We start from the raw sequence: 12829 nt of genomic DNA on the forward strand, positions 1-12829 counted from the left end.
TTTTGAAAAATCGCATCAACTTTATAACTAATCAAGTTATGCTGTGCTTACATTCAACTTTTGAACATTTATTAGAATGAACTACACATGGGATGAATTTGAGCAAAGACTTATCACCTATAGAGATGTAAGGATTGATCTGGCAAGAGTTTTAGATGCGTATGAGCTTCAAATAAAAGAACTTCTTCAACAAATTCAATTGTTAGCTTATGAAGATTCTTTGCCTATATTTAATCAGTTATATGAAATACAAGATCATTTAGCTACTGCCAAGTTTCGCTATGACCTCGACCTAAATGAATCTTTAGATATATTCGTTTATCATTTCGATAGAGATGACAAAGCGCTGATAAGCCAATATTGGTACAAAAAATTCAAGCAAAACAAAGATATTCTTTGGCCTTTACCTCAAGACGAATAGTAGCTTGTACGTTTTATCCTACAAACTTTTAAGGTTTTTGCGGATTGGCGACACCCCTCTTTTTTCCTATTATGAACTCATACAGGAACAGGATGTTCCGGAACATAAAACAACAATAATAGGTTCATGCATCAGGAACGTGAGATACGACAGGAGTCATATCTAGTACCCAAATACGAAAAAGCCCAACAGGATGTTGGGCTTTTTTTATATCTGAATATTTATGAGTTTTTCTTTAAGTCTTCAATATAAGTGGTTGTGCTGCCATCCCAGTAACAATGTATACAACGTCCCTCTTTAAAAACATGCTCACAATTCGCATATCCATAAATTATAGAAGCACATTCAGGACACAACGAGGCCATGCTAGATTTAGTTTTTAAATACTGGCTTCCGCATTCATCACATTTTTCACAACCACTCAGCATGAATATATCTCGATTTAAAACAATAGCATGAGAACATAATGATAAATTAAAAAGCAATCTTGTACGTTTTATCCTACAAACTTTTAAGGATTTTGCGGATTGGCGACTCCCTGCTTTTTTCCTAATATGAAGTCATACAGGAACAGGATGTTCCGGAACGTAAAACTACAATAATAGGTTCATGCATCAGGACGTGAGATACGACAGGAGTCATATCTAGTACCCAAATACGAAAAAGCCCAACAGGATGTTGGGCTTTTTTTATATCTGAATATTTAGGATTTAAAAATTTCTGGCAGACTATCTATAAGAATATTAGTAATGTTGTTTGGATAAACAATTTCGTCAGTTTGTCTTAGTTCATCAAGCGTCCACCACTGACTTTTATTAATCACAAGCTTTTCTTGTTCAGTCCAGTTCGATGTGTTCACTTCTTCATTTTTAATAAAAACAATAAAGAGTCTTTCATCAGCAGTCACAACTTCCGCACTTGGTAGCATCATTTCAAAATTGCGTGTTGCAACATGAGTGCCTACATTTTGCCTAACTACACCTAACTCTTCATAAAGTTCGCGGCAAGCTGCTTGCTCGAAGGTTTCCCCTTCTTCCAGTCCTCCGCCTACGGTTGCCCAATGGGATTGTCCAGCTAAGGCATCATTTGTATGAGTGAATTGAAATAATAGGATTTGATGATTTTCATTAATAACCAATAGTCTTGAAGATTTTCTAATACGCATTCGATTTTTTCTTAAAGCAACAAGATGGCTATTATTCATATTCACTTTAAAAAGTTAAATCATTTCGCTATGTACGTTTTTTCCTACAAACTTTTAGGGATTTTGCGGATTGGCGACACCCCTCTTTTTTCCTAATATGAAGTCATACAGGAACAGGATGTTCCGGAACATAAAACAACAATAATACGTTCAAGCACCAGGAGCGTGAGATACGACAGGAGTCATATCTAATCACCAAATACAAGAAAGCCCGACAGGATGTCGGGCTTTTTTTATGCTTATTTAAAATGATATTTACACTTACCTATAGTGGGGTATGCGCCTGTTCTTGCTTTTTATGGCGAATCCAACGCACCACCCAAATAACCGCAATCAGCACCACTATTGCCACAAGCGCAGGCACTAACATAGCTGAAACTGAAAGTAAGATTGCTCCAATCCACTCACCTGTCGCAACAACAAAATTACCCAAGCCACCTGTGGTTGCAGTTGAAACACCACGTGCAGCAACAGTACTCATTTGCACCACGCCAGCCGTACCGCCACCGACAATAATTGCTGCTGCCCAACTGGCAAACTGAGACATCTCTCCACTACTTACAGCCATCGTGGTGAGCGTACCCGCGATCATCGCCGCAGGGGTTGCGACTGTGTCTAAGGCATTATCGACCCACGGAATATAGTAGGCTGCAATTTCACATACCGTTGCCACGCTTAAAGCCAAACACACCGATGGCAAAGCTAACCACTCAAAGCCTTTCGATGGCTCAAACCATCCCATCATGGTGGCAATGCTCATGACCAATAGCGGTACAAACACGCGAAAACCGCAGGCAGCGCTTAAACCCACACCAATACATAAACCCAATATTGTTTCCATAACGGTTTCCTTTTCATGCCCATCACGGGTCTTGTTATGTAAGTCTTATTTTTAAACTAACAAAAAGCCCCATCGGGTGACAGGGCTTTTTGTTAAATGCGAACGCAAATATTATTTCATTCTTAACGTTTAAATTGCGTGCAGTAGCATTTCGTGCAAGGTGGTAAAGGGTCTGTGTTAATTTCTAAAAACACTCTATGTCCGCACTGAGCACAGAAATAGAAGCCTGTTCCGGGTTTTTCGCCAGCTGTTACCATGATTACATTCCTATAATCGTATATATATTAAACAGGAATATAACCCAGTTAGAGTGAATGTCAATTGTCCATTTCGCCCGATGATGATGGCATAAATGCAAAAAATGTTATTTGTACGATTTATCTTACACAGATTTAGGGATTTAGCGGATTGGCTACCCCCTGCTTTTTTTCTAATATGAACTCATACAGGAACAGGATGTTCCGGAACACAAAACAACAATAATAGGTTCAAGCATCAGGATCGTGAGATACGACAGGAGTCATATCTAGCAACCAAATACGAAAAAGCCCGACAGGATGTCGGGCTTTTTTTATATAAAAACTATAAAATCACCTTCTCAGAAGATTACTTTTTACACAGAATTTATTATAAGTACTCCGTATTATTTTCTACGCTAAATATATAGGTCCCATTTTATATTTTTGATTGAAATTTATCTAATAAAATCAATATTTATAAAATAGTATAACTAAATTCTGTTCCTTTAATTTCTTTACTTAAAAGATGGTTTTGGTTGAACTCATATCCATTTTTATTTTGATTGATATACTCAATACAGGTACTTTCTTGAACCTTTGGATGAACTCCTACACACCAAAAAGAGCGTATAGACTTATACTCACTTGGCTTTAAAGAATGAAATTTATTTAGATCTTTAATCATCGCTGTAATACAACTTTTTGCTGAATTACATTGTTTCAATTCAATAGCTATCATTTTTTCAGTCGATTTATTTCGCTCCCTTAAACAGAAATCAACAATTCCTTTATCTTTTAATTTATCAACTCTTTTATCCAAAGAATAAGGCAACTCACGCGACCATTGCATCACGTCAGCATGCTCACTCAGAAAGAATGCTAATTCTACTTGCAGCCAAATTTCCCAGCCCGTTATTTGATTATTTTTAATTAAATTTAACCGATCTCGAATATACTTTTTTTTAAAAAACGTATCAAAAATACTGTATATAAACTCTAAATCACTCGCTAAAACGCTATTATTCATTTATCTCAATACCTAAAAAACCCCATCACTAAGATAGGGTCTTTTAGAATAATTTTCAATCAGTTATAGACTAAATATCAAGCCACTTGGCCTTCTAAAAAGTCTTGCGCAAAACGTTGTAATACACCGCCCGCTTCATATACAGAAACTTCTTCTTCTGTATCTAAACGGCAAGTCACAGGCACTTCAAGAATCTCTTCTTTACCATCCGCAGTGGCACGTTCAATCACTAAAGTTAAAGTCGAACGCGGCGCGATATTACCAATCACGCTATAAAGCTCAGTACCATCTAGCTTTAACGTCTTGCGGTTTACACCCGGTTTAAACTCAAGTGGTAACACGCCCATACCCACCAAGTTAGTACGGTGAATACGCTCAAAACCTTCTGCTACAATCGCTTCAACACCTGCAAGGCGTACACCTTTCGCAGCCCAGTCACGGCTCGAACCCTGACCGTAGTCAGCACCCGCGATAATGATTAACGGTTGCTTACGGTTCATGTAGGTTTCAATTGCTTCCCACATACGCATCACTTCGCCTTCTGGCTCTACACGCGCTTTTGAACCTTGCTTAATGGTACCGTCTGAACGAACCACCATTTCGTTATAGAGTTTCGGGTTGGCAAATGTTGCACGTTGTGCAGTCAAGTGGTCACCACGGTGCGTTGCGTATGAGTTGAAGTCTTCTTCTGGTACGCCCATTTTGTGAAGATATTCACCCGCAGCCGAGTCCATCAAAATCGCGTTTGAAGGCGACAAGTGGTCGGTGGTGATGTTGTCACCCAAAATTGCAAGCGGACGCATGTTCGCTAAAGTACGTGGTGCAGCCAATGCCCCTTCCCAATAGGGTGGACGGCGGATGTAAGTACTTTGCGGACGCCAGTCATAAAGTGGGCTTTTCGCTTGCTCAACTTCACCCAAGTCAAACATTGGAATGTAGACTTTACGGAACTGTTCAGGCTTCACGGCTTCTTTAACTAAGGCATCAATTTCAGCATCAGATGGCCAGATGTCTTTGAGGTAAATCGGGTTACCTTCTTTGTCATGACCTAACGCATCTTTTTCGATGTCAAAACGAATCGTACCCGCAATTGCATATGCCACAACAAGCGGTGGAGATGCCAAGAACGCTTGTTTTGCATATGGATGGATACGACCATCGAAGTTACGATTACCAGAAAGTACTGCGGTTGCGTACAAGTCACGGTCAATAATTTCTTGTTGAATGACTGGATCTAACGCACCAGACATACCGTTACACGTTGTACAAGCGTAAGCCACAATACCAAAACCAAGTTGTTCTAAATCTTTTAGAACACCCGCTTCTTCAAGATAAAGTGCAGCCGCTTTTGAACCCGGTGCAAATGATGATTTCACCCAAGGTTTACGAACCAAACCAAGTTCATTCGCTTTACGTGCCAACAAACCTGCCGCCACGGTGTTACGCGGGTTAGAAGTGTTAGTACATGAAGTAATTGCAGCAATAATGATTGCACCATCTGGCATTAAACCGTCAGAACGGTTTTCAACAACACCTGCAATGCCTTTTTCTTTAAGGTCCGCAGTTGAAACACGTGCATGCGGGTTTGATGGACCAGCAATGTTACGTGTGACTTTTGATAGGTCAAAACGTAGTACACGTGGGTACTCTGCTTTGGTCATGTCAGATGCCCAAAGGCCGATTTCTTTTGCGTACTGTTCAACCAATGCCACTTGAGCATCTTCACGGCCTGTGAGGCGTAAGTAGTCGATTGTGTTTTGGTCGATGTAGAACATCGCAGCCGTAGCGCCATATTCTGGTGTCATGTTCGAAATAGTGGCACGGTCACCCACAGACATGCTGTCAGCACCTTCACCAAAGAACTCAAGGTAAGCACCCACCACACGCTCTTTACGCAAGAATTCAGTTAGAGCAAGCACGATATCTGTTGCAGTAATGCCTGCCTGACGCTGACCTACAAACTCAACACCAATAATGTCTGGCAGACGCATCCAAGATGCACGGCCTAACATTACGTTTTCAGCTTCTAAGCCACCAACACCTACAGAAATTACGCCCAAAGCGTCTGTATGTGGTGTGTGTGAGTCTGTACCGACACATGTGTCTGGGAATGCTACGCCATCACGCGCCTGAATGACCGGAGACATTTTCTCTAGGTTAATCTGGTGCATAATGCCGTTCCCCGCAGGGATCACATCGACATTTTTAAATGCTGTTTTAGTCCACTCAATAAAGTGGAAACGGTCTTCGTTACGACGGTCTTCAACAGCACGGTTTTTTGCAAAAGCGTCTGGGTCAGCACCGCCATATTCCACCGCTAAAGAGTGGTCGACAATGAGTTGTGTTGGTACAACTGGGTTGACTTTAGATGGGTCGCCGCCTTTGTCAGCAATCGCATCACGTAAACCTGCAAGGTCAACCAATGCAGTTTGACCCAAAATGTCATGACACACCACGCGCGCAGGGTACCAAGGAAAGTCCAAGTCCTGACGGCGCTCAATTAACTGCGTTAAATAAGCAGTTAAGTTCTCGGTATCGGCACGGCGTACCAATTGCTCTGCGAGTACTTTTGAAGTGTAAGGCAGTTTTTCGTATGCGCCTGGCTGAATATCTTCAACGGCTTGACGCACGTCGTAATATTCAAGCTGGGTACCTGCCAGCGGTTTACGGTATTTTGTGTTCATTAACCACGCTCCGCCAATGGTTTGAATTTGAGGTTTTCAGGGCCTGTGTAGTTCGCACTTGGACGAATGATTTTGCCGTCTTGGCGTTGTTCAATCACGTGCGCTGACCAACCTGCTGTACGTGCGATCACGAACAATGGTGTGAACATAGCAGTTGGAACACCCATTAAGTGATAGCTTACTGCACTGAACCAGTCGAGGTTCGGGAACATGTTTTTCACTTCTTTCATCACTGCTTCTAAACGCTCAGCAATGAGGTACATCTTGGTGTTCTCTTGTGCTTGTGCTAAGTCGTGCGCCACTTTCTTAATTACTTCGTTACGTGGGTCAGAAACTGTATATACTGGGTGACCAAAACCAATCACGACTTCTTTATTTTCAACACGCTTACGGATGTCCGCTTCTGCTTCATCTGCGTTGTCGTAACGTTGTTGAATTACGAATGCAACTTCGTTTGCACCACCGTGCTTAGGCCCGCGAAGTGCACCAATACCGCCCGTAATTGCCGAGTACATGTCTGAACCTGTACCTGCAACCACACGTGAAGTAAATGTAGATGCGTTGAACTCGTGCTCAGCATACAAGATAAGAGATGTATGCATTGCTTGAATCCATTCTTCAGATGGTTTTTCGCCATGAAGTAAATGTAAGAAATGCGCTGCAATAGAGTCGTCATCTGTTTCAACTTCAATACGACGACCGTTATTGCTGAAGTGGTACCAATAAAGCAGCATTGAGCCTAGGCTTGCCATTAATTTATCAGCAATGTCTTTTGCGCCAGCTTCGTTATGGTCTTCGTGTTCTGGAGTTAAACAACCTAGCACTGAAACACCCGTACGCATGACATCCATTGGGTGTGCAGACGGTGGTAATTGCTCAAGTGCAGTTTTAAGTGCTGCTGGTAAGCCACGAAGTGCTTTTAATTTTGCTTTATAGGCTTTGAGTTCAGCTTTGTTTGGTAATTTGCCATGTACGAGCAAGTGAGCAACTTCTTCAAACTGGCTACCCGCTGCAAGGTCAAGAATGTCATAGCCACGATAGTGCAAGTCGTTACCGCTACGTCCTACGGTACAAAGTGCTGTGTTGCCTGCAACTTGTCCACTAAGTGCAACTGATTTTTTTGGTTTGAAGCCTGTTGTTGTTTCATTTGAGCTCATAAGATTTTCCTTTCCTATCTATTTAAATTATTTGGGAAACACGGCATATGTACCGTGTTTTACTTCTTATTTCTTTTTAGCAAATGCGTTGTCCAAGTAGTCTTCAAACGCATAGTAGTTAATGCGTTCATATAACTCTTTACGCGTTTGCATAATATCAACCACGTTCTTTTGCGTGCCTTCTTTACGTAAGGTTTCATAGACAGTTTCGGCTGCCTTGTTCATGGCACGGAAAGCAGAAAGCGGATAAAGCGCAAGGCTTACATCGGCAGATGCCAATTCTTCAGTAGTAAATAGTGGCGTAGAACCAAACTCTGTGATGTTTGCCAAAATCGGTGCGCCAGTCTTCTGAGCAAATTGCTTGTACATATCAAGCTCGGTAATTGCTTCAGGGAACAACATGTCTGCACCCGCTTCAATGTAGGCACCCGCACGGTCAATTGCAGCTTGTAAGCCATCTACGGCCAATGCATCGGTACGTGCCATAATTACGAAGCTGTCATCACCACGTGCATCAACCGCAGCTTTAATACGGTCAACCATTTCTTCTTGAGTCACAATGGCTTTGTTCGGACGGTGACCACAACGTTTTGCGCCCACTTGGTCTTCAATGTGCATTGCCGCAGCACCAAACTTGATCAGTGCTTTTGTCGTACGGGCAATGTTAAATGCAGAAGCACCAAAACCAGTGTCGGCATCGACCAATAATGGAAGATCACATACATCGGTAATACGGCGTACGTCTGTCAACACATCATCAAGGTTACTAATTCCCAAATCAGGTAAACCTAAAGAACCAGCGGCTACACCACCACCTGATAAGTAAATCGCTTTATAACCTGCACGTTTTGCCAAAAGTGCATGATTGGCGTTAATGGTTCCAACCACTTGTAATGGCTTTTCTTGGGCTACTGCATCGCGAAATAGCTGACCTGCGGATTGTTTAGCCATTGTTATGTTCTCCTTGTGCTTGTAGCAGTGTTTGCTCAATAATTTTGTAAGAAGCATTGATATGTCGATGCATGAGCAGCTCGGCAAGTTCACCATCGCCTTCTGCAATTGCATCTAAAATACGGATGTGTTCGTCCCAAGCTTTGCTCGGACGATCAGGGGTGTTTGAAAACTGAATTCGGTACATGCGAATGAGGTGATAAAGCTCATCACATAGCATTTTTTCTAGGGTTTTATTGCCACTACTTTTGATAATGCAGTAGTGAAAATCGTCCTGCCCTTCTTGCAAGTAATATCCCTTACCTGCTTTAAAGTTTTCATCTTCGGCATGCATACGCAAAACATCACGCAACGCCAAGATTTGCTTTTTATCAATATGCTGTGCAGCAAGTTTGCAAGCCAAACCTTCTAATGACGCACGAATCTGATAAAGCTCTTTAAACTGTTGCAGTGAAAGCGAAACCACGCGCGCGCCCACGTGTGCAGTACGCTCAACCAAACGTTGCCCTTCAAGGCGATGAATTGCTTCACGCAAAGGCCCACGGCTAATGCCATAAGTCCGCGCCAGTTCAGGCTCAGAAATTTTGCTACCTGCCGGAATTTGACCCAAAACAATCGCCGTCTGTATTTGTTTAAATACATTCTCGGTCAGTGTTCTTCCCTGACTTTGTAATGGCTCTGGTGCGAAGGTCAAATCTTGCATATTGTCGACAATTTTTAATCAATTATGAGTTTTATAGCGGTATGAATGAAAAAAATCAAGGTGATTGTTGACACTTTACAGAACGCATCAGGTCAATTTTTATCGTTAGACCTGTTCTCTCACCTTATATTTATAGTATTACACCACTTTCTATTTAATATTTATAAAACAATAATTTAGATTCAATTTATCTATAGTTTTATGACTCTTTCTTAGTTACTTTTTAGTCATTAAACTTTTGTTTCAAACTTTAGTCTACAACCAATGTATTACAGCAAGATTGTAGACAATCTGCTTGAATAAAATCATGAGTTATAAATTAGTTTCTATTTACCGTAATTTCTTTTAAAACTTTTTATTATTTTCAGCCAGAAAATATCGATATTAGTGAAATTATCAGGTGCTTCACGGTAGCTTTATTGATACATTATTGAACATCGACATAGTTGTGGCGTATTTTTCGAGACAGAAAAAACCCAGCACTATGCATATTGTTGAATGAAAGGACTTTTTTGATGTTTCAACATATCCCCCCATACGCAGGCGATCCAATTCTCTCTTTAATGGAACAGTTCAATGCTGATACTCGTTCTGAAAAAGTAAACTTGAGTATTGGTCTTTACTATAACGAAGACAGTATTGTTCCTCAGTTAGAGACCATTATCGAGGCGCAAAAGCGTATTGAGCCTAAGAACGGTAAAACCAAACTTTATTTGCCAATGGAAGGCTTCAAACCTTACCGCGAAGCAATTCAAGCACTTTTATTTGGTGCAAACAGCCCAGCAGTTAAAGCTGGCCGTGCTGTAACCATCCAAACACTTGGTGGTTCAGGTGCATTAAAAGTTGGTGCAGATTTCTTAAAAACTTATTTCCCAAATTCTGACGTTTGGGTAAGCCAACCAACTTGGGATAACCACGTTGCGATTTTCAATGGCGCTGGCATCAAAACTCATTTCTACCCATATTTCGATAACGAAACGCGTGGTGTAGATTTTGACGGTATGCTTTCTACACTTAAAACTTTGCCTGAGCAAAGCATTGTGTTATTGCACCCATGCTGCCACAACCCAACGGGTGCTGACTTAAACCCAGCGCAGTGGGATCAAGTGATTGCAGTATTAAAAGACCGTAACCTTATTCCATTCCTAGACATCGCTTACCAAGGTTTTGGTGACGGTATGGAAGAAGATGCGTATGCAATCCGTGCTTTAGACCAAGCGGGTCTAAACTTCATTGTGAGCAACTCGTTCTCTAAAATCTTCTCTTTATATGGCGAGCGTGTTGGCGGCTTAACTTTCGTATGTGACGATGCAGAAGCTGCTCAGTGCACATTCGGTCAGTTAAAAGCGACTGTACGTCGTATTTACTCTAGCCCTCCTACAACAGGTGCTTGGTTAGTTGATGAAGTGTTAAATGACGCTGAACTTAACCAACAATGGCAAGGTGAAGTGAAAGAGATGCGTGAGCGTATTATTAAAATGCGTAGCATCTTGAAAGATGAACTCACTAAAGCATTACCAGACCGTGACTTTAGCTACCTTGTAAACCAAAAAGGTATGTTTAGTTACACAGGTTTAACTGCTGAGCAAGTAGATATCTTGCGTGAAGAATATGCAATCTACTTAGTACGTAGTGGTCGTATTTGTGTAGCAGGCTTAAACATGAACAATGTTTACACTGTTGCAAAAGCGATGGCTGAAGTACTTGCTAAATCTGTAGAAGCTGCATAAGACATCTACTAAAAAAGGCGCTTCGGCGCCTTTTTTTATGTCTCTATATTACGATTTAGCTTTGCCCCAATATTTCAGTTTTGAGGTATGCCCAATCCCAACATTAAAGCTATTGGTTGGGTCGAGTTTTTGATAGAAATTGGCCAATGCAGGTTTGGCAATGTAAAGATGCCCGACATTATGCTCTGCTGGATATTCAGCACGGCGCGCATCGAGTAACTTCCACATTTGATGTTCCATTTCTAATGGGTCATGGCCCTTTTTAAGAATATAGTCCTGATGGAACACATGACAAAAGAAATGCCCATAATAGAGTTTATGGATGATTTTATTTTCCATCTCGGCTGGGAGTTGCTCTACCCATTCGCGGTCATTACGACGTAACGCAATATCAAGCGCGACAATATCTTCAACTTCACTACGGTGTGTATCACGATAACGAATTGCCGCCCCTGCAATCGCAAAACGATGTAAGAATGCCTTTCGTCCTTCCTCTTCACTACATACGAAATAGCTACCTGACTGGTGCACAGCAAAATATTCTTTTAAAAATTGCTCTGTCTGTGCTTTTGAATTATTTTCGACACGTAAAACTAAATGGTGCTCATAACGGTCTCGATATTCAGTCATACGCTTCGGTAAATGACTCGGTAAAAAGAAGGTAATCGCCTGTAAAATATGATCCGTTAAGCCCTTAATTTTAAATCGTTCTAAGAACCCATCGACTTTATCTTTCATCGCGAAGGCTTTTGGAACATTGGCTGTACCAAACTTTTCAATAAATAAGAACGTGTCTTTTCCGTACTTCTCACCAATTAAATAAGCATCTCGGTGGATATATTCACCTGCAATCGGCAAGCTTGGTAGTGAGGTTAATAAGTAACGGCGAATGGCTGTTAAATCATCGGCATCATTCGTACCTATATAAAAGACATTGCTCTCTACTTTTTCATAAGTATCAAGACGAACTGCAAATACGCAGACTTTACCTGCCGAACCCGATGCTTCAAACAATCGTGACGGATCTGCATTAAAACGCGCAGGCGTATCTTCATCGACTTGGGTTACATCGTGTGCATAGCGATGGTCCGATGCCTGTTTTTCGCTGTCATCTAAAATATCTACGGCTTGGTATTGCTGCTTCTCTAAACGAGTCAAAATTTCTTCAGGAGTTGAGCCTAAATTCACCCCTAAATGATTCACCAGTTCTAATTGACCAGCAGCATTCACCTGAGCATATAACGCCAGTTCAGTATATGCAGGACCACGGCGCACCAAAGCCCCCCCGGAGTTATTACACACACCGCCAAGTACCGATGCTCCAATACACGATGAACCAATTACTGAATGCGGTTCACGGTCATAGCCTTTTAAAATTTGTTCTAAATTATCTAAAGTCGCGCCCGGTAAACAAATCACTTGCTTACCGTCATGAATAACTTGAATGCCCTTTAAACGGCGCGTACTCATCACCAAAACAGGACGGTCATAGTCATCGCCATACGGCGTTGAACCACCAGTAAGTCCTGTATTGGCCGCCTGCATAATCACAATACAGTCTGCCTCAATAGCAGCTTGAAGCACCTGCCATTGCTCTAGCAATGTGCCCGGCACCACCACAGCAAGCACTTTCCCCTCACCAAAACGACGACCTTGACGATACTGACGCGTGCTTTGGTCATCGGTCAAAACATGCGAACGCCCTACAATATTTTGTAAGCGTTCAATCACTGCTTGAGGAGAAAATGTTTGCATGATGGTTTCCTTTTAGTCATCCATATAAGATCTAGCTGTAATCCATGCTAAAACTAGATCAGCGCGACAGAGTCTTACAGGGAAAAGTTCGATGTAAGCAGCCCATTCTGTTACTTT

General features: G+C 41.6%; 11 protein-coding genes. 2 read left to right on the forward strand and 9 right to left on the reverse strand.

Annotated elements, in window-relative coordinates:
• Nucleotides 1-76 precede the first annotated feature (76 nt).
• Nucleotides 77-421 (forward strand): hypothetical protein, encoded by a 345-nt coding sequence (locus ACLCEG_RS17500; RefSeq protein WP_410568539.1) that lies wholly within the window; start codon nt 77-79, stop codon nt 419-421.
• A gap of 703 nt (nt 422-1124) precedes the next feature.
• Here the strand turns inward: ACLCEG_RS17500 and ACLCEG_RS17505 are convergent.
• The 8 genes from ACLCEG_RS17505 to ACLCEG_RS17540 all read right to left on the reverse strand — a co-directional run bounded on the left by ACLCEG_RS17505 (nt 1125) and on the right by ACLCEG_RS17540 (nt 9227).
• A complete protein-coding gene (locus tag ACLCEG_RS17505; RefSeq protein WP_410568541.1) occupies nt 1125-1625 on the reverse strand; it encodes an NUDIX hydrolase in 501 nt (166 codons plus the stop codon).
• A gap of 265 nt (nt 1626-1890) precedes the next feature.
• Nucleotides 1891-2466: a DUF4126 domain-containing protein gene (locus tag ACLCEG_RS17510; protein WP_039255113.1), complete on the reverse strand. Its 576-nt coding sequence runs from the start codon at nt 2464-2466 to the stop codon at nt 1891-1893.
• Nucleotides 2467-2588: 122 nt separating this feature from the next.
• Nucleotides 2589-2723: a zinc ribbon-containing protein gene (locus ACLCEG_RS17515; RefSeq protein ID WP_001983336.1), complete on the reverse strand. Its 135-nt coding sequence runs from the start codon at nt 2721-2723 to the stop codon at nt 2589-2591.
• Between the two features lie 457 nt (nt 2724-3180).
• On the reverse strand, nt 3181-3732 hold the full coding sequence (locus tag ACLCEG_RS17520; RefSeq protein WP_032041213.1) for a hypothetical protein: 552 nt from the start codon (nt 3730-3732) through the stop codon (nt 3181-3183).
• A gap of 77 nt (nt 3733-3809) precedes the next feature.
• Complete coding sequence (gene acnD / locus ACLCEG_RS17525) at nt 3810-6416, reverse strand: Fe/S-dependent 2-methylisocitrate dehydratase AcnD (RefSeq protein ID WP_410568543.1); 2607 nt, start codon at nt 6414-6416, stop codon at nt 3810-3812.
• Complete coding sequence (prpC, locus tag ACLCEG_RS17530; protein WP_002050577.1) at nt 6416-7573, reverse strand: 2-methylcitrate synthase; 1158 nt, start codon at nt 7571-7573, stop codon at nt 6416-6418. The genes acnD and prpC overlap by 1 nt, the downstream gene beginning before the upstream one ends.
• Before the next feature lie 66 nt (nt 7574-7639).
• Nucleotides 7640-8524 (reverse strand): methylisocitrate lyase, encoded by an 885-nt coding sequence (gene prpB, locus ACLCEG_RS17535; RefSeq protein WP_004706036.1) that lies wholly within the window; start codon nt 8522-8524, stop codon nt 7640-7642.
• Entirely contained in the window at nt 8517-9227 is a 711-nt protein-coding gene (locus ACLCEG_RS17540; RefSeq protein WP_001153627.1) for a GntR family transcriptional regulator, read from the reverse strand. Before ACLCEG_RS17540 ends, prpB begins: the two co-directional genes overlap by 8 nt.
• A 515-nt stretch (nt 9228-9742) precedes the next feature.
• On the opposite strand from ACLCEG_RS17540, the gene ACLCEG_RS17545 reads away from it, so the two are divergent.
• Nucleotides 9743-10957, forward strand: coding sequence for an aromatic amino acid transaminase (locus ACLCEG_RS17545; protein WP_004706039.1), 1215 nt, complete (start codon nt 9743-9745; stop codon nt 10955-10957).
• A 48-nt stretch (nt 10958-11005) separates the two neighbouring features.
• Here the strand turns inward: ACLCEG_RS17545 and dld are convergent, their stop codons facing one another.
• A complete protein-coding gene (gene dld / locus ACLCEG_RS17550; protein WP_410568545.1) occupies nt 11006-12712 on the reverse strand; it encodes a D-lactate dehydrogenase in 1707 nt (568 codons plus the stop codon).
• Nucleotides 12713-12829: the final 117 nt, after the last annotated feature.

The organism is Acinetobacter sp. H1(2024), assembly GCF_046557555.1.
In the GTDB taxonomy this organism is placed as follows: Bacteria; Pseudomonadota; Gammaproteobacteria; order Pseudomonadales; family Moraxellaceae; genus Acinetobacter; species Acinetobacter seifertii.